Source organism: Cytobacillus spongiae, assembly GCF_021390075.1.
This window is the reverse complement of the sequence record NZ_CP089997.1, coordinates 618,266-636,552: the sequence shown is the minus strand read 5'-3', so window position 1 is coordinate 636,552 and position 18,287 is coordinate 618,266. Positions and strand designations below refer to the sequence as shown.

The window sequence follows — 18,287 nt, the reverse complement described above, 5'->3', positions numbered from 1 at the left end:
CGGAGTGTCCAAATATTATCCATTCAACGAACAATTCGAGAAAACAATCGTTCAAAATATGGATGAAAAAAATGAATAAACGGCCCTATACAAAAACCAATTACAAACGTCCCTATCCCAACTGGCCCGCCCACAACAAAAGCGAGAACAAGGGCCACGATTTCTGCCACAGTTTTCGCCATCATAAAACTGACATGAAATCGATATTTAATCGCAATCATAAAATTATCAATCGGATTCGGTGAAAAATCAGCTTGAAGGTAAATGGCAACTCCTAAGCCAATGGAAAACAGCCCTACTAGAAGAATGAATACCTTCATCCTAAATTGAAAATAATACCAATCCCCTAACACGGCTAATAACCAAAAATCAATTAAAAAACCCACCAGGGCAATCGTAAAGACAGCGAGAACATCTGGTCGTGCGTTCAACAGAAAAGCATTGATCACAATTAGTACGAGCCCTACAATGATGACCCAGCTTCCAATCGTTAATCCAAAGCTACTTGCAAGGCCTACATTCAATGCGTCCCAAGGACCTGCCCCTAGATCAGCTTTAATCGTTAAAGAAATTCCAAATGTTAGCATCATAATTCCCACTAGAAAAAAAATTACTCGGTACACATGCTTCATCGTTACACCCTCCGAATGATTTGTAATCATATTGTAAAAATCAGAATATTTACATAATTATAAAGAAGTATTATAATAACGGTAATACTTCTTAAAGGAGGGTAGTGAAATTCGCTTACTGAACTAAAGGAGGCTGTAGCTTATTCGAGATCAATTGATGGTTTTAGTAAAAAAACAATCAAAAAGGTTGGTGATAGCTACTCACAAAAGCGCACGATTTCATTCCCTTTCGTAAGAACATATTCGTCCAATTTCCATTCGATACTTAAAATTTAAAAAGACTCTACACGATTTTTCCGTGCAGAGTCTTTTTTTTGCTGATGGAATAGTCACTTCAGCTGCTGGGGTTAGTGATTTCTTGTAGAACTTTACGTTGGTAACTAGAACGAAAACCCGGGAGACTATAATAAATAAAATCCGATTCCCATAATGACATATGCAGCAAGGAGAGTTAGCCCTTCAAACCAGTTGGTCTCTCCATCATTTGAGATAACAATCATGAGAAGGACAGCTGTTGCCATTGTGATTAACTCTGGAAGTGTAAATACAAGGGGCATCGTCGTTGGGAAGAACAACGAAATTAACACAAGTACTGGTGCAACAAACATGGCAATTTGCAATGTGGAACCAACGGCAATCTCAACGGCAATGTCCATCTTATTTTTATAGGCCATTATAATTGCTGATGCATGCTCTGCTGCATTCCCGACAATTGCGACAATTATTACCCCGATAAATAATTCACTCCAGCCAAACGTTTCAGCAACCACATCAAACGTGTGAACTAAGTTCTCCGATACATAAGCAACCGCTATTGTTGCAAGAGCTAGAACGGTAATGGCTTTGCGTTTCCCCCACTCAGGCTCTTCCTCATCATGATGTCCCTCACCCTCATGCTGATACACCCCGCGGTGCGTAACGAGCTTGAAAAATAAGGCAGCTAAATAAAGGAGTATTAAAATAACTGAAATACCAATACTTAACGTAAGTGTTTTGCTTTCATTCATCGTCATGGAGAATACTTCCGGAATCACAAATGCTACGATGACCGCAAACATTAATAAACCGGAATTATGTCTTGCATCAAATACATTAAAGGATTGACGCTTAAATTTAATTCCTCCTACGAAGAACGATAAACCAGCGACCAATAATAGGTTTCCTAATACCGAACCTGTTAAGGATGCTAATACCACCCCAACTAGTCCAGCCTTTAAAGCAAAAATAGAGATAATGAGCTCAACAGCATTTCCAAAGGTCGCATTTAAAAGTCCACCAATTCTAGGGCCTGACACAATCGCTAAGCTTTCCGTTGCTCTCCCCATGTAGCTAGCGAGTGCAATAATCGTTAAACAGTAAATGACGAATAAAGCCGTACTCGGCCAGTGCATTAAGCTACCAACGACTGAAAGGGGTACCCCAATAAAAGTAGCTAGCATAAATATTTTATTTACCAAAAAAATCCCTCGCTTCTTTTTATAAAAATTATCATGGCAGATTGAAACATAAAATTCCATATTCGAGACAGATTATAGATAGAACATGAAAGGAGTTGGCTAACTTGAATGAGCAAGTTAAGCAAAAAGTCATTAGGTTACTGGATCAACATCAAGTTGGTACACTAGCTACCATTCGAAACGGCAAACCCTTTAGCCGGTTTATGCTGTTTTTCCATGAAGATCTAACACTCTATGCTGCAACGAATAAACACACACATAAAGTCGAGGACATAGAGGAAAATCCGAATGTGCATATTCTAGTTGGTCTCGAAGGTAATGGCTTCTCTAGTTCATACTGTGAAATTGAGGCAAAAGCAACATTGGAGGACTCAAAAGAGCTGCGTTCTAAATTTTGGAATGATCAACTAAAGGAATGGATGTCAGGACCTGAGGATCCAAACTACCTACTTCTGAAGATGACTCCATCGATAATTCGCTATTTTGACCAAGCAGGTGACGGTCCCGAGGAACTAACACTCTAGTGTGAAAGGAAGTGATGTATGATGCATCCTTCCTTTTCTTCATGCTTCAGTTGTCAGCCTCATCGGTTAAACAATCTCAAATGTTTCGATGACCTCGATGCTGCCTTCAACAGATCTCACCATCGAGCAATTTTTACGAGCCAATTCTAGCGCTTTATGAAGTTTATCTTCATTGAGGTCTGTTCCTGAAATGAAGAAGTGAATATGTACTTTTTCCAATCGATTGGCTTCTTTCTCATTCCGCTCGACGTCTGCTTTTATCCGAATATCATCGACCTGCATGCGCATCTTTTCTAAAATGGTTCTTAGTACTCCCCCTGAACAAACCGCTAGAGATGAAACCAAAAGCTGGTATGGACGAAAGCCATGCTCTTCATTTCCTGACACTTCTAGACGACCAAACCCAAGATCCGTATAAAAGCCCACTTCTTTCATATGAAACTCCACAAATCTTCACTCCCCTGGATGATTTTGGTTAACTTATTCACAATTGTGATTATACTATTTTTCCCTACGATAAAAGAAGAAAAACATTTCTTTTTCTTGCATTGAAAAAAAAGACCCTTTACCATCAGTAAAGTGGACATTATTTTGTAGGAGAATACATGTATATGAATCAGTTAACTGTACGGTTTTGGATTTTAATCAGCATTGTAGCAATTTCCGGGTTTTCACAAGGAATGCTGCTTCCCCTTATTGCCATTATTTTTGAACAAGATGGTGTTTCTTCTTCAATAAATGGGCTGCATGCAACGGGCTTGTATATTGGAATTTTATTAGCTTCTCCTCTGATGGAAGCTCCCCTTCGAAAATTAGGCTATAAGCCGATTATTTTAATTGGCGGGATTATGGTAGTTCTATCATTACTGCTATTTCCCGTTTGGAAGTCCTTTTGGTTTTGGTTTATTCTTCGTTTGCTAATTGGCGTAGGTGATCATATGCTCCATTTCGGTACACAAACTTGGATCACGTCCTTCTCGCCAGAGGACCGCAGGGGGCGCAATATTTCGTTATATGGACTGTTTTTTGGGATTGGCTTTGCAGCAGGACCACTGATGACGAGATTCCTTGCGATTAATGAAGCGATGCCGTTCCTCATTTCAGGTGCCATCAGTCTTGTCGCTTGGACGATGATCTTTTGGATTAAAAACGAATTTCCTGCTGAGGATATGGAAACAAGCAATTTTCTAGGAACATTCAAGCGATTTGGCCGTGTTTGGAAGTATGCATGGGTTGCCTTTCTCCCCCCATTTGGCTATGGATTTTTAGAGGCAAGCTTAAATGGTAATTTCCCTGTGTATGCCCTTCGAACGGGAATTGATATAAGTGCAGTATCTATTATCCTTCCCGCTTTTGCTGTTGGAAGTATTGTTTTTCAGTTGCCTTTAGGAATGCTAAGTGACAAGTATGGAAGGCGTCAAATTCTATTGCTTGTGATGCTTTCTGGGTTTATCGCATTTGCCGCTGCTGGTATGTTTCAGGATTCGGTAATTGGCTTATTGATTTGTTTCTTTATTGCAGGGATGCTTGTCGGATCGACGTTTTCATTAGGAATTAGCTATATGACCGACCTGTTGCCAAAGCAGCTCCTTCCGACAGGAAATTTAATGTGCGGGATTTTCTTTAGCCTTGGAAGCATTAGTGGGCCGTTTATCGGCGGGCTATCCATCCAATTCTTTGAAAATAGCTTTTTCTTTGTGATTAGTCTCATGCTATTCTTCATCTGGTTAGCACTACTCTCCTTTCGACCAAATGGAAAGCTGCAAAAGGATATGAGTATGGTCAAAGGGTAACTTCTGTTCAAGGGGATTCTTTTGGGAAAGGGCGTTGGTTCAGGCGGAAATCAACGGGCTCATACTATGTATCGCTGTATGAAATATTTAAAAGGCATCCGAGATGCCTTTTTCATTTTTATGGAGATTAGGTTATTTCAGCTCCTAGCGTTTGCTTTTCGGTGGCATTCTCTGAGACACTTCGGAATGCACCCTGCTTGGGTCTCGCCTAAAATGCTATTCCTCAAAGAGGCAAGCGCCCTCCGCCTCAATCTACCAACCTTCGTTTTTCTTAAGACTTTTTTCTTTTCTAAACTATAGAAATAGATAGAAGTGATGCGGGAATTTACGCCACACATTTTTTATATATAAAAAATAACTGTAGGAACACTCGAAGTTAGTGGAGTTTTCCTACAGTTTGAAAGATTAACCTTTTGCTTTTTTCCGCTGCGGCTTATTGACGATTAGAATTCCAGCAACTACAAGTGCCAGTCCAATCAACACTAAGAAATACAGCTGTTCTTTTAATAGGATGGAAGATAGCATGACCCCAAATACAGGGACCAAGAATAAGTAAAGTGAGACTTTCCCTACTTGGTTGTACTTCATAACATTGTTCCAAAGAATAAAGCCTGCAGCCGATAAGAAGGCAAGATAAAATAAGATGAGAGCAGACGCCCAATCAAAATCGAATGGCATGAGGCCAACTGAAACACCACCGATGAGAATGAGCCCAAAGGAGCCCAACAGCATTTGATAAGCTGTTATATAGATAACCTCCATATGGCGACTGCCATTACGGGATAAAATGTTCCCAAAAGCTCCCGCCATCATGGCGAACAGCAAAAGAATTTCCCCAATTCCAAATCCAACCTCATAATCTCCGCGTGGAATATTGACGAAAATGACCCCCGTAAACCCAACAATTAGCCCCATCGTTTTCAACCGATTTATCTTATCGTCTGGGTAAAGAAAATGAGCGAATACGATTTGAAAGAAAGAAGTTGTCCCAGCGATAATCGAGCCCTGAATACCCGTTGAATAGCTTAGACCAATATAAAATAAGATATATTGTAAGAACGTCTGAAAAGCACCAATTTTTACAATAGGTAGAATCGTTTCCTTACGAAGCTTCATGTTTCTGCCCAATAAAAAAAACACACTTAAGATTAATAAGCCTGCAAGAAAAAATCGGTACCCGGCAAACAGCATTTGCTCGCCTATTTCGTTCGGTTGTATATCCATCATCGAATAGCTCATCTTAATAAAGGGAAATGCACTCCCCCATAAGATCGTTGCTCCAACAGCTGATCCGATAATCCCAAGAGGATGCGTGAAAAACTTCTGTGCGTCCATCATTTTTGCCCCAATCAAATAATTTTGTAGCAAACACTTCACGTTTACATAAGATGTATGGTAAAGTAAATATATAAATATGTAAATGAAATAGCTCTAACGGCTTTACTGCTGTCATCCATTGGATGGCAGCTTTCGTCATTTTATAGGGGTATTGAAGGTGATTATTTTTCTCATTTAGAAGAGATCGGGGGAAGAGAAACATGAGTACAGAAGCGTTAGTAAAGAATCAAGCTCAACCGAAGGAAAGTCTTATTGAAAAATGGAAAGTACATGCTGAGCTCATTGCAGCCCTCCTTAGTGGTGTGTTAATTGCTACTGGCTGGATACTAGATAAAAATGATGCGGGCACACCATCCATTGTTGCTTTTATTCTAGCCTTTGTCATCGGAGGCTTCGCAAAAGCAAAAGAAGGAATTGAAGAAACGATTGAGAATAAAGAGCTGAATGTGGAAATGCTAATGATTTTCGCAGCAATTGGCTCAGCAATTATTGGATATTGGACGGAAGGCGCCATCTTAATCTTCATTTTTGCGGTTAGTGGCGCACTAGAAACCTATACAATGAATCGCAGTCATAAGGAAATTTCCTCCTTAATGGAGCTACAGCCAGAAGAAGCGCTTAGAATCTCAGATGGTATGGAGGAATTGGTTCCTGTTTCACAGCTTAAAGTAGGCGACCTGATTTTAGTAAAGCCTGGGGAACGCGTTCCTTCCGATGGAAAAATTACAAAAGGTCAGTCGACACTCGATGAAGCGACAATTACAGGGGAATCGGTTCCAGTCTCTAAAGGAATGCAAGACGAAGTATTTGCTGGAACAGTAAACTTAAATGGCTCCATTACCGTTGAAATTACTAAACCGAGTCATGAGACCCTTTTTCAAAAAATTATTGAGCTTGTACAATCGGCTCAAAGCGAAAAGTCGCCTTCCCAGCTATTCATCGAACGTTTTGAAGGCACATACGTAAAAGTGGTCTTAGCAGTTGTCGTCTTAATGATGTTCCTACCTCACTTCCTATTAGGGTGGAGCTGGACGGAAACTTTTTACCGAGCAATGATTCTATTAGTTGTTGCATCCCCATGTGCATTAGTCGCATCGATTATGCCCGCTACATTATCGGCCATATCCAATGGGGCGAAGCATGGAATCCTGTTTAAGGGCGGTGTTCACTTAGAAAATTTAAGTCACATTCAAGCAATCGCCTTTGATAAAACAGGTACATTGACAAAAGGGCGACCAGAGGTAACAGAAGTAATTGTGAAGGATGGACTTTCTAAAGAAGCTGTATTGCTATCTATTGCTTCCATTGAAAGTCATTCGAACCATCCGTTAGCTCAAGCAATCGTTAATTACACAAAGGCTACCTTAGAACAGCCGATTTTTTCACCTGATAGCCTTGAAGACGTGGCAGGCTGGGGTGTTAAAGCAACCATCAATCAAGATAATTGGAAGATTGGTAAAGCCGATTTCGTTGGGAAAGAGGCTGCCCAAGACTTTGCTAATGGAGCTGCTCTTGCGCTGGCAGAAGAAGGAAAGACAATTGTCTATGCAGAGAAAAATGGTGAAGTTGTCGGTTTGATTGCCCTCAAGGATGTCGTTCGTCAGGTGACAAAGCAAGCAATCGATGACTTGAGACAGCTTGGCATTTATACGCTTATGCTCACAGGAGATAGTGAGAAAACGGCAAAAGCCATTGCAGGAGAAAGTCATTTGAATGATTACATCGCCGAGTGTCTACCTGAACAAAAAGTGGATGAGCTAAAGAAATTAAAGAGCCGCTTTCAAACGGTCGCCATGGTGGGTGATGGCATTAACGATGCACCTGCTTTAGCAACTGCGAGTGTTGGAATCGCCATGGGTGAAGGCACCGACGTTGCTCTTGAAACAGCTGATGTCGTCTTAATGAAAAATGACTTGTCTAGGATTGCGGAGGCCATTCGCCTTTCCCAGCGAATGAATCGGATTATCAAGCAAAATGTCATCTTCTCAATCACGGTAATTATGTTCCTAATCGCATCAAATTTCCTTCAATTCCTTGATCTCCCATATGGAGTCATTGGTCATGAAGGAAGTACCATACTGGTTATTTTAAACAGCCTACGTTTATTAAAATCATCATGATTTGTAAATAGCGAAACCGCTCCAAGGTATACCCTTAGAGCGGTTTTTTTTATGCTTAGTGATATCCGTTTTGTCCGTTCGCAGAGCTAGATGTTTTATGCTTTGGTTTACTCTTTGAATTTTGCTTTGTCCCGCCGTCTTTTTTCGTGTGCTTTGTCATTTGTAGTCCTCCTTTTTTATTGGCTTCAACTATATTATGCTCGCCTCCACCTTTTTCATGAAAGGAAACTTAAGGATGGTTTAGCACTCCTTATCTTTGATTTGACTAGAAATGGCATTTATTTCTCCACCGAGAATCAGCATGATCCCTGTTAAATAAAACCAAATCATCAGAACAATTATCGCTCCAATACTTCCATACGTAGCTGAATAGTTTCCAAAGCTCCCTACATAATAGGAAAAGGCTAAGGAAACAAACGCCCATCCAACTGTAGCAAAAATCGCGCCAGGAATGACACTAACGCATGTCAATTTTTTATTAGGAGCAATCCAATATAAACTAACAAATACGATAAAGATAATGACTGAGCTGACAAGCCACCTGAGTGTATTCCAAATCGTTAAAAACTCACTAGAGAGACCAAAATTTGAAAACAGATATACACCAATCTGTTTCCCAAATACAGGTAATAATAACGCAACAATAATAACCAAAATCATCCCAAAGGTAAGCAAAATTGACATGCCTCTTGCAACTACAAACGATCTACTTTCAGTTACATTGTAGGCTTTATTAAAAGCTCGTACAATCGCATTAATCCCATTAGATGCAGACCAAATCGTCCCAATAACCCCAAAGGACAATAGCTTTCCATTTTGTTCATTTAAGATACCTGCAAGGTTTGTTTCGATTAAATCCATCGTTTCACCAGGGGCAAAATCGCGAATGACTGCAAGTAAATCTGCCTGTGTAATTGGTAAATATGGAAGCAAGGTAACAATAAAGATGAGCAAAGGAAATAAGGACAATAAGAAAAAGTATGCTAGCTGAGCGGCTAATCCTAGCACATCATCCTCTTGAAACCTCTTCCAGAGTAAAACGAAATAGGATCTCTTCTTTTTTATCACAGCACCACCTCAATTTTCCGTGCAATCTTTTTTTCAAAGCATATGTAGACTCAGCCTTCTTTATCCTTCGTAAAGACTTCTTTCGTGTCTTCGACCAAATCCTTTACCGCTGGTGTTAACCCTTTTAGTTCTTCAACTTGTCCAGAAATAAACGATACATCCTCACTCACTTGCTCAATAGTCGTTCGGATTTTTTGCGTCGTTTCTTTCACTTGTGTGACAGCCTCATTTGGGTGTTTTATATAATATGTTGCGGTTTGTGCCCCTTTTTTACAACTGCTTGTCACAGCTTGGCGCGTGTCTCGGTCGAACAAGCTGACAGCCCCTCCTGCTAACGCTCCAAATAACATCCCTTTCCAAAGCTTATTCATGTTCCCCATTTCTATTCTCCTCTCTTATATTCGATAGTTGAAACGAATTTCATTTAATAATCCTTCACATCCTTTATACACAAGCTCATATACCTCTTCAAAATTACCTGTGTAATAAGGATCTGGAACATTCTTATTTTGTGCATCTGGATGAAAATCTAATAGCATCCCAACAAAGGCTTTTGGATTTTCTGTTTTAAGACTTTTGATATTCAGCTGATTATCAGCATCCATTGCTAAAATATATTCGAATTTTTCTAGGTCGATCGCTTGAATTTGACGAGCAGTCACCCCTTCAAAACCAATTTGATGACTTGTTAATATTCTTCTCGTTCCTTCGTGGGGAGGTTTTCCAATATGCCAATCCCCTGTTCCTGCAGAATCTACTTGGATAATATGCTCCAACTTTTCCCTTTTTACAAGCTCACGAAACACGGCCTCCGCCATTGGTGAACGACAAATATTCCCTAAACAAACAAATAATACATTTATCATACATTAACCTCCTCTCCTACATTTTCCTTCATATCACTAGGTTCATGCAATAATTCCAGGAAGAATTTGTAGAAAATTAATAAATATACATTCTTTTTTAAAAATATACTTGACATTTGCACTATATTTTCAGAATATTCTTGTATGGACATTATCTTTTTTTAAAAAAATTCATCTTATTAAAGGGGGAGACAGAATGAGCATACAAGAATGGATTGATAGAATAAGTGGCTGGGTATGGGGACCACCTCTTCTAATTCTACTTGTCGGAACGGGGCTTTATTTAACTATCCGCATTGGCTTTCTTCAAATTCGCTTACTTCCTTATTCATTAAAGCTCGCGTTTACAAAAAAGCAAGATAAAACATCAGATGGGGACATCTCACATTTCCAAGCACTTATGACCGCGCTGGCTGCGACTGTTGGAACAGGAAACATTGCCGGTGTAGCAACTGCAGTCTTTACAGGGGGACCTGGTGCAGTATTTTGGATGTGGATTACCGCCCTTGTTGGAATGGCAACGAAATATGCAGAGGCGGTTCTAGCTGTTAAATACCGCGTTACGGACGAAAACGGAGAAATGTCCGGCGGTCCGATGTATTATCTAGAACGTGGTCTCGGTCAGAAATGGCTAGGAGTTATGTTTGCCCTTTTTGGCGCCATTGCCGCTTTTGGAATCGGAAATTTAGTACAATCCAATTCGGTTGCTGAAGTTGTTGAAACGACCTTTTCCGTTCCTACCTGGGTCACTGGACTTGTTTTAGCTATTTTCACTGCTTTAGTTATTCTAGGTGGAATAAAAAGCATCGGAAAGGTTACAGCTTTCTTTGTTCCAGTAATGGCATTTTTCTATCTAATCGCTGGGCTGATTGTAATGATTATGAATGTTGATTTACTCCCAGGAGCCATCGCCTTAATTTTCACAGATGCCTTTACTGGTGAAGCCGTAGCAGGTGGTGCTTTAGGTACGGTCATCCGCTGGGGGGTTGCTCGTGGAGTGTTCTCAAATGAAGCTGGTTTAGGTTCAGCACCAATTGCTGCTGCAGCAGCAAAAACGGATATGCCTGCACGCCAAGCTTTAGTGTCTATGACACAAGTATTCATCGACACAATTATCATCTGTTCAATCACTGGAATTACCCTTGTTATGGGTGACCTTTATACAGGAGATGTCACAGGTGCTGCCTTAACATCCATTACTTTTGAGAAATTCTTAGGAACGACTGGTGCCTATATTATTGCACTAGGATTATTGTTCTTTGCTTCATCTACGATCATTGGCTGGTCTTATTACGGGGAAAAATGCTTCTCCTACTTGTTCAATAACCAAACGATCATTATTTATCGCATACTGTTTGTGGTCGCTGTATTCTTCGGAGCGATCCTTCAGCTAAAAGTGGTTTGGGGGATTGCGGATATCATGAACGGCTTAATGGCCTTCCCGAACCTCGTCGGCCTTCTCGGACTTTCAGGAGTCGTCGTTCTAGAAACGAAAAACGTTCTGAATGCGATCAAACAGGAAAAACAAGAAAAGACTTTAAGTGTATAATTTTATTTAAATCCGGCTGACCAGTTCAGTCGGATTTTTCATTGACTTTTACACCTTAAAGTGGAAAGATGTTAATAACAAGTGTGAAAGGATGAACGGCGTGGATTTAACACAAAAGTCAACAGAAAACGTAGAATTCATGATTGAAAAAATAAAAGAGAAGCTAAAGGTCTTAAACCTTGGTGCGATTAAACCCTCCCATTTTGATGAAGAAATGTATGAAGAATTAAAGGATATTTATGAACTTGTAATGAAGAAAGACTCCTTTAGTCCCAATGAAATGCAAGCATTAGTTGAAGAGCTTGGAAACTTGAGGAAAATGTAAGAAAAAAAATCCATTCCAATTGGAGTGGATTTTTTTCTTTAGTGTAAGACCTTTGAAATTAATAGGGTATGATGATCCGCAAGAGAAAGTTCTTCCCCGCTATCTAAATACCGAATAAAAGGCCTTTGTATATTGCTTTTAATTTTCGTCACAATCGCATTTCGATCATTATTTAATGTTACTTTAGTACCTGGAATATACGGGGGAACTTCTTGAACAAATAACTGAACAAGTTCTGGCGAAAACATCTTTCCACTATTGACCATAATATATTCCATTGCTTCATGAGGTGGAAGATGCTCCTCTGAAATCATGTGTTCATAGACATTCGAGATGCTACAGATTTGTGCAAACTCATGGATTTGTTCCCCAGTTAGCTTCCTTGGTTTCCCTTCTCCATTAACCCATTCATGATGCTGGTAAGCTACATGTGAAGCGAGCAAACTAATTTCTCTCACCTTTCGCATATACTCAAAGCCTGCCTTCGGATGATCCACTTCCCTATCTGTAAGGACTTTCCCAATATCATGTAGTAAAGCACCTATTGCAAGATCCTTCAACTGAAGCTGATTAATATTCTTCTTCTTCGCAATTTGCATAGAAAGCAGCGCCACATTAACCGCATGAGCATAAGGAGCTAGTTCCTCCGCTTGGGAGGAAGCAGGAATCAAGATAAGTGCTTTCCGCTTGGCGACCTCTTCCACTAATTTCACCACTAGCCTTTGAAGCTCACGCATTGGGATTTCCTCCCCTTTGCGCACTGCTTCAAACGCATCTTGAACCACCTTAATGGCATCAATCCATGTAGGAACATTGACCATTTCCTCCATAGTAATCCCGCGACTCTCAGCATCTTCAACGAAGATATAACGAATATCCATCGCTTTTAATTTTTGTAAGTAGGTAGGATGAATGGTCCGACCCTCAGCAAGCAGCACGCGCCGATGACGATCATACACTGGCCTCGCTAACTGCATGAGCAACTCGTTGTATTCATCTATGCTAATCAATCTCATGTATCGCTTGTCGCCCCTCTTTCCACCACTCTTTACTCTAGTATACAAATCCATGCAATAGCTTGTCACTACCAACCGCTCAAAATTATCAGGAAAATTTAGTGAGGCGAAAGGAATGTGGCGCGATATGATAATGACGTATATGGAGCGACGGCTTAATGGTGGGTTGGAGGGGGGGCTTACGATGATGGATGCTTTCTTTGGGACGAGGTTAGCTGGATTAGGCTGGGTTGATGTAGTTTTGGGTTATCCTGTCCGAATCATACGCCTCTTCGGACTCCGATTGCACTTTTTCCGATTTCTCTGTCCGAACCAAGGGCCACTTCGGACTCCGATCTGACTTTTTCTGGGTAGTGTAAATTATTTTGTGTAAATGATTGAACATGTGCTTGATAGTCAACAATAATCTTACCTACTAGGGGGATAGGGCAATGCTGGGGAGCAACCCGAGCACCAAGTGGGGTTCTGTACAAAAGGAAGAGAGGATTTTCCTCTCTTTTTCCCTTTTGGGAGAACCTAAAGCGATAAACCCTTAAGGCATTGCCCTAATACGTAGGAATGCTAGGACAGAACTTATTTCCCAAGCCGACCAGCGAACATGATTTCAAACTGTTGCCTACATTCCATCCACCCTGGTACAGGTACAGTCCATCGGTCTGTCACCCCCATAGTGGCCAGAAAAACAATCTTACGTAAAGAATTATCTGTTGGATAAGCTGTTTTGGTTTTCGTAACTTTTCTTAACTGCCTATGGAAAGCTTCAATAGTATTCGTTGTATAAATCAGTTTTCTTATCTCTACTGGATAGGAGAAATAAGTAGTTAACTCCAACCAATTTGTTTCCCATGATTTAATAATTGCAGGATACTTCTGTCCCCACTGTTCTTTGAAATCTTGAAAAGCACTTTCAGCTTTTTCTAAAGTAACCGCTTTATAAACTAACTTTAAATCAGCCATAAGTTCTTTGCGGTATTTCATAGGGACACCTTTTACATTGTTTCGTAATTGATGAATAATACATGACTGTATATCTGTCTTTGGGAACGTAGCGCTAATCGCCTCAGAAAAGCCTGAAAGCCCGTCCTTACAAACAATAAGAATGTCTTCAACTCCTCTGCTTTTAAGATCCTGGCAGACATTCAGCCAGAAGCTAGCGCTCTCATCCTCACCAATCCAGATTCCAAGTATATCCTTAATACCATCGGTATTAATCCCTAATACCGTGTATGCGGCTTTACTAACAATTCGATTTTCATGCTTTACCTTAAAATGAATAGCGTCTAAAAACACGATAGGATAAACAGGTTCTAGTAGACGAGACTGCCACTCATAGACCAGGGGTAAAATCTTATCTGTGACTTTACTGACCAAACTTGGTGAAACATTGACTCCGTAGATATCTTTCATGTGTTGCTCGATATCTCGAGTAGACATTCCCTTAGAATAGAGAGCAATAATTTGATCTTCAAGTCCATTGATAGAAGTTTCATACTTCTTGATAATCTGTGGCTCATATTCACCTTTTCGATCCCTAGGTATACTAAGAGGAGTCTCTCCAAGCTTTGTTTTAATCGACTTTTTACTATATCCATTACGACTATTTCCTGTATTATTCCCAGAAGAATCATGCTTGGAATAACCTAGATGTTCCTCAATTTCAGCCTCAAATACCTGTTGAAGTGTTTCTCTAAACAATTCTTTCATCATCATATGAATATCATCAACAGTTTGGCATTGACTAGCTAATTCTCTTACAGTTAGATCTCGAAAACTTTGCATAAACGACCATCTCCTTTAATGGAAAGTATATCCATTTACACAAAATTTTATACGCTCTCTCTTTTTTCGCTTTCCTTGTCCGAACCCAGCACCTCTTCGGACACATTTCACTCTTTTTCCGCTTTCCCTGTCCGAACTAAGGGCCACTTCGGACTCCATTCACTCTTTTTTCGCTTTCCCTGTCCGAACCCAGCACCTCTTCGGACACATTTCACTCTTTTTACGCTTTTCCTGTCCGAACCAATGGCCACTTCGGACTCCGATCTCGCTTTTTCCGCTTTCCCTGTCCGAACCATGCACCTCTTCCTACTCGGCTAACACTTTCCCACAATATAACCCGAACTTCTTACCCCTCTTGATCCGTCAAAATAACTGGACCTTCTTTTGTTATCGCAATGGTATGTTCAAACTGGGCAGAAAGTTTTCCATCTGTTGTTCTAGCTGTCCAGCCATTGGCGTCCATCTTCGTTTGGTATACCCCAAGGTTAATCATGGGTTCAATCGTAAAAACCATGCCTTCCTTGATACGAGGGCCTTTCCCTGGGAGACCGAAATGAGGGACATCTGGCTTTTCGTGAATCGAGGCACCAATCCCATGGCCAATAAAGTCACGAACGACAGAGAAACCTTCTCCTTCTGCATACGTTTGAATTGCATGGCCGATATCGCCAATTCGCTGGCCCATTTGACTGGCTTCGATTCCTTTATACAATGCATCCTTTGTCACTTTTAACAGCTGTGATGCTTCATCTGATACTTCTCCTACTGCATAGCTCCAAGCCGAATCCGCTAAAGCTCCATTTAGGTTGACTACCATATCAATTGTGACAATATCTCCTTCTTTTAACGCCTCTTTGCGAGGGAAGCCATGGCATACCTCGTCATTTATACTAGCGCAGGTCGCATATTCATAACCCTTATACCCTTTTTGCTGTGGAGTAGCCCCATGCTTCTTTAAAAAACCCTCAACAAATTGATCGATTTCCCATGTTGATACACCTGGAGCAATCATTTTGGCAATTTCTTTATGGCAAGCAGCCAATACTTCTCCTGCTTTTTTCATCATTTCTATTTCACGCTTCGATTTTAACACAATCATAATATTCCCTACCTTTCAGTCACTTTTACATTAGAGTATGATTCATCTCCTTCATTTTATCGCTAGAATGCGACAATATCAAAAGAATGGTCAGTTGATGTGTGCCCATTTTCATTACACTCAATTTAAGCTTCGTAACACAAAGCCTCATATAAATAGCCCTCCTAAAAAGGAGAGCTCCAACGTAACTTTATACGTTTGCTGTATTCTTGCCCCCAACAATCTGTTCAAAGTATATGAGTGCAAGCATATCTTCATCGACCCATTGATTCTCTCCCCAAGTTTCGTTTAGAAAGATTTTCGCTACTGCTTCTTTCCGCTCTCCCCCGAGTGCAGCATCTTGCAATGCTACTAGACTTTCATAGATTTTTGTCATAAGCTTTGCTACTCTTTTGCAGTGATATGTTTTCGTATCTTGATTTCCTAGCGATACAAAGCTTATAAGCTCGTGTAATTGCTTCATGCCTTTTTGAATGGGAGCAGTGTGTGCTTGAAGTCTTTCAGGCAACTGAATCAACTCGTCTGTCATGACTTCTAAAAATAATGTATGAGCTTCATAATATTCAATCAATCGAAGTACTTCAAGACCTAGTATATTTGCCGTTCCTTCCCAAACTGTCAGCACCTGAGCATCTCGTAATAGTCTAGGGGTAACGAAATCCTCAATATACCCATTTCCACCAAACATCTCAATCGCCTCATGAGAAAAGTGGATCGCTTGTTCAGCTGATTCCATTTTCAACAAGGCAATCAATAATCGGGTCATTACTTCATCTTGCTTATTCCCCGCCAGTGCTGTTACTTGATCAAACAGGTTTACGAGTGAAAAGATCGCACTTGTTTCCACCTCCTGCTTAACGGCTAGCTTGACTAACGATTCTTTCACCATTGGGAAATCAGCTAAGAACCCACCAAACGTGTGTCTCGAAAACGCATAATTTCTCGCTTCTAAAAAAGCTCTTCTCATAATTCCAGCAGAAGCAATCGCATTACAAATCCGGGATAAGTTAAGTGCCTCCATCATATAATAGATTCCCTTGTTCATCTCACCAACTAAATAAGCCTCTGCTCCGTGAAAAACAACCTCTCCCGATGGAACTGCACGTACACCTAACTTGTCTTTTAACCTTCTAATTTCTAGATTATTCAATTTGCCATTGTCCGTCCTCCATGGAACAAGAAAGAGACTTAAGCCTTTTGTCCCCTTAGGACTTCCTTCACAACGAGCTAAAATCATTGCCACACCACATGCCCCTGCATTTGATGCGAAATATTTTTCCCCATAAATTCTATAATGACCATCTTCTAATCTTGCTTGAACTTCATTCGCTCCAACATCTGATCCGCCTTGACGCTCGGTTAAAAAGGTTGCTCCTTCATACAACTCCACTTCACCAGTGGATATCACATGGGGAAGATACTTTTCCTTTAACTTCTTATCTGCATAATGATCAATTAGGTACGCTGTCGCCATCGTTAATGTCACTGGACAATAAAATCCAGGTTCAGAGTGGGAAAGAAGGTACCCTTGAGCATATGAGTAAAGATAATTCCCCTTTTTATTTAATTCAGGGATTTCCTTATGTACATAGCCCACTATTCCAACTTGATACGTTTGCTCAACCGTTTTTTTGTACCCCTCATTTACCCAAACATGCGATATATCCTCACCGTACTGGTCAAACTTAATTAACCTTGGCTGTCCCTCTCGATCGGTATGTACGGCCCTTTGATCAATTTCGGTCCCGCATAGTTCACCAAAACGGGTTAATTCCTCTTCTGCCCACTTGAAAAAATTCTCTTCTAAGTACTTTTTTAATATAAATGATAAATTAGGATCCTCTTGAAAAAAATTCACATCGTACCCCCTTTTAATAATTAGAATTTTCTGTTATTAATATTATCAATCAATCCCTAATAAACATCAACAGGATAGGAGCTTTTCTAAATATTGTAAACTAGTTAATTGTTTCGGTTTACGATATGTTATACTAACTTATAGAACATTTCCCACATCAATCTATGGAACTACGTTAACAAATTTGCTAATATGAAAATAATTAGACAGATAAAGGTGAGTGACAGATCGATGATTGGAGATCGTGTAAAAAAGCTAAGACAAGAAAAAGAAATGTCTCTATCAGAATTAGCAGAGCAAGCCGGTGTCGCCAAATCGTACTTAAGCTCATTAGAAAGGAATCTACAAACGAATCCTTCCATCCAATTCCTTGAAAAGATATCCAATGTTCTAGGTGTGTCTGTTGACCAGCTCATACATGATCAGCATTCTACAGATGAGCTCGATTCTGACTGGATCAATATCATTAAAGAAGCGATGGATTCTGGAGTAACGAAGGACGAATTTCGTGAATTCCTAGAATTCCAAAAGTGGAAAACGAAGCAAAATCAATAAAGTAAGAGCCATTAGGTTGTTCCTAAGTGGCTCTTGCTTGCGAAGCCCATTAATATAAAAAAGCATTTCCCAAAAGATCAACTTCTTCCAAGAAACACTTAAGTGCTGATATGGTATTTAGTTGTTACTCTTAAGCGGTTTCTTCACGATAAACTCCTTTACATTTTCTTTTCTTAGAAACTCTCTAATTTGATCAAGTTCAATTCCCATCCGTTTTGCCTCTAACATTAACCTCACCCAGTCATTATCTAGGTTTTTGCTAAAGTTCCTATTCTTCACTAGTTTATTCCCCCTAAAATACGTAGCGT

Annotated in this window: 18 protein-coding genes; 6 read left to right on the top strand and 12 right to left on the bottom strand. The window is 40.1% G+C overall.

Going from position 1 to position 18,287, the window contains the following annotated elements; all coding sequences use genetic code 11:
• Positions 1-23: 23 nt before the first annotated feature.
• Both LS684_RS03340 and cax read right to left on the bottom strand, forming a co-directional pair.
• Positions 24-632, bottom strand: a complete 609-nt coding sequence (locus LS684_RS03340) for a YczE/YyaS/YitT family protein (RefSeq protein WP_233809929.1) — start codon at positions 630-632, stop codon at positions 24-26.
• Between the two features lie 401 nt (positions 633-1,033).
• Positions 1,034-2,149: a calcium/proton exchanger gene (gene cax / locus LS684_RS03335; RefSeq protein ID WP_267930361.1), complete on the bottom strand. Its 1,116-nt coding sequence runs from the start codon at positions 2,147-2,149 to the stop codon at positions 1,034-1,036.
• Between the two features lie 44 nt (positions 2,150-2,193).
• On the opposite strand from cax, the gene LS684_RS03330 reads away from it, so the two are divergent.
• Positions 2,194-2,613 (top strand): pyridoxamine 5'-phosphate oxidase family protein, encoded by a 420-nt coding sequence (locus LS684_RS03330; protein WP_233809925.1) that lies wholly within the window; start codon positions 2,194-2,196, stop codon positions 2,611-2,613.
• Positions 2,614-2,679: 66 nt separating this feature from the next.
• On the opposite strand, the gene LS684_RS03325 is transcribed toward LS684_RS03330, so the two are convergent.
• A complete protein-coding gene (locus LS684_RS03325) occupies positions 2,680-3,060 on the bottom strand; it encodes an OsmC family protein (protein ID WP_233809923.1) in 381 nt (126 codons plus the stop codon).
• 164 nt (positions 3,061-3,224) lie between these two features.
• Here LS684_RS03325 and LS684_RS03320 point away from each other — a divergent pair, with 164 nt between their 5' ends.
• Positions 3,225-4,406: an MFS transporter gene (locus LS684_RS03320; protein ID WP_233809921.1), complete on the top strand. Its 1,182-nt coding sequence runs from the start codon at positions 3,225-3,227 to the stop codon at positions 4,404-4,406.
• Between the two features lie 405 nt (positions 4,407-4,811).
• On the opposite strand, the gene LS684_RS03315 is transcribed toward LS684_RS03320, so the two are convergent.
• Positions 4,812-5,741: a DMT family transporter gene (locus LS684_RS03315; RefSeq protein ID WP_233811531.1), complete on the bottom strand. Its 930-nt coding sequence runs from the start codon at positions 5,739-5,741 to the stop codon at positions 4,812-4,814.
• Positions 5,742-5,944: 203 nt separating this feature from the next.
• Here LS684_RS03315 and LS684_RS03310 point away from each other — a divergent pair, with 203 nt between their 5' ends.
• The gene (locus tag LS684_RS03310) at positions 5,945-7,864 is read left to right on the top strand and encodes a heavy metal translocating P-type ATPase (protein ID WP_233809919.1); all 1,920 of its coding nucleotides are present in this window, start codon (positions 5,945-5,947) and stop codon (positions 7,862-7,864) included.
• Between the two features lie 240 nt (positions 7,865-8,104).
• Here LS684_RS03310 and LS684_RS03305 read toward each other — a convergent pair whose 3' ends face one another.
• The 3 genes from LS684_RS03305 to LS684_RS03295 are packed head-to-tail and all read right to left on the bottom strand — an operon-like array spanning position 8,105 to position 9,798.
• Positions 8,105-8,929, bottom strand: coding sequence for a YihY/virulence factor BrkB family protein (locus tag LS684_RS03305; protein WP_233811530.1), 825 nt, complete (start codon positions 8,927-8,929; stop codon positions 8,105-8,107).
• 53 nt (positions 8,930-8,982) lie between these two features.
• The gene (locus LS684_RS03300) at positions 8,983-9,312 is read right to left on the bottom strand and encodes a YtxH domain-containing protein (protein ID WP_233809917.1); all 330 of its coding nucleotides are present in this window, start codon (positions 9,310-9,312) and stop codon (positions 8,983-8,985) included.
• 15 nt (positions 9,313-9,327) lie between these two features.
• On the bottom strand, positions 9,328-9,798 hold the full coding sequence (locus LS684_RS03295) for a low molecular weight protein-tyrosine-phosphatase (RefSeq protein WP_233809915.1): 471 nt from the start codon (positions 9,796-9,798) through the stop codon (positions 9,328-9,330).
• A gap of 196 nt (positions 9,799-9,994) precedes the next feature.
• Between LS684_RS03295 and LS684_RS03290 the strand changes: the two genes are divergently transcribed.
• Together LS684_RS03290 and LS684_RS03285 are read left to right on the top strand one after the other, a co-directional pair.
• Positions 9,995-11,347, top strand: coding sequence for an alanine/glycine:cation symporter family protein (locus LS684_RS03290; protein ID WP_233809913.1), 1,353 nt, complete (start codon positions 9,995-9,997; stop codon positions 11,345-11,347).
• A gap of 100 nt (positions 11,348-11,447) precedes the next feature.
• Positions 11,448-11,672, top strand: a complete 225-nt coding sequence (locus LS684_RS03285; RefSeq protein ID WP_233809911.1) for a DUF1128 domain-containing protein — start codon at positions 11,448-11,450, stop codon at positions 11,670-11,672.
• A 38-nt stretch (positions 11,673-11,710) separates the two neighbouring features.
• Here the strand turns inward: LS684_RS03285 and LS684_RS03280 are convergent, their stop codons facing one another.
• The 4 genes from LS684_RS03280 to LS684_RS03265 all read right to left on the bottom strand — a co-directional run bounded on the left by LS684_RS03280 (position 11,711) and on the right by LS684_RS03265 (position 17,424).
• The gene (locus tag LS684_RS03280) at positions 11,711-12,688 is read right to left on the bottom strand and encodes an HD-GYP domain-containing protein (RefSeq protein WP_233809909.1); all 978 of its coding nucleotides are present in this window, start codon (positions 12,686-12,688) and stop codon (positions 11,711-11,713) included.
• A 573-nt stretch (positions 12,689-13,261) separates the two neighbouring features.
• A complete protein-coding gene (locus tag LS684_RS03275) occupies positions 13,262-14,467 on the bottom strand; it encodes an IS256 family transposase (RefSeq protein WP_233806036.1) in 1,206 nt (401 codons plus the stop codon).
• Positions 14,468-14,813: 346 nt separating this feature from the next.
• On the bottom strand, positions 14,814-15,566 hold the full coding sequence (gene map, locus LS684_RS03270) for a type I methionyl aminopeptidase (protein ID WP_233809907.1): 753 nt from the start codon (positions 15,564-15,566) through the stop codon (positions 14,814-14,816).
• A gap of 190 nt (positions 15,567-15,756) precedes the next feature.
• Positions 15,757-17,424 carry an acyl-CoA dehydrogenase family protein gene (locus tag LS684_RS03265; RefSeq protein WP_233809905.1) on the bottom strand — a complete coding sequence of 556 codons (1,668 nt, stop codon included), beginning with the start codon at positions 17,422-17,424 and terminating at the stop codon, positions 15,757-15,759.
• A 231-nt stretch (positions 17,425-17,655) separates the two neighbouring features.
• On the opposite strand from LS684_RS03265, the gene LS684_RS03260 reads away from it, so the two are divergent.
• Positions 17,656-17,979 carry a helix-turn-helix domain-containing protein gene (locus LS684_RS03260; protein WP_233809903.1) on the top strand — a complete coding sequence of 108 codons (324 nt, stop codon included), beginning with the start codon at positions 17,656-17,658 and terminating at the stop codon, positions 17,977-17,979.
• Positions 17,980-18,096: 117 nt separating this feature from the next.
• Here the strand turns inward: LS684_RS03260 and LS684_RS03255 are convergent, their stop codons facing one another.
• Entirely contained in the window at positions 18,097-18,258 is a 162-nt protein-coding gene (locus LS684_RS03255; protein WP_233809901.1) for an anti-repressor SinI family protein, read from the bottom strand.
• Positions 18,259-18,287 lie beyond the last annotated feature (29 nt).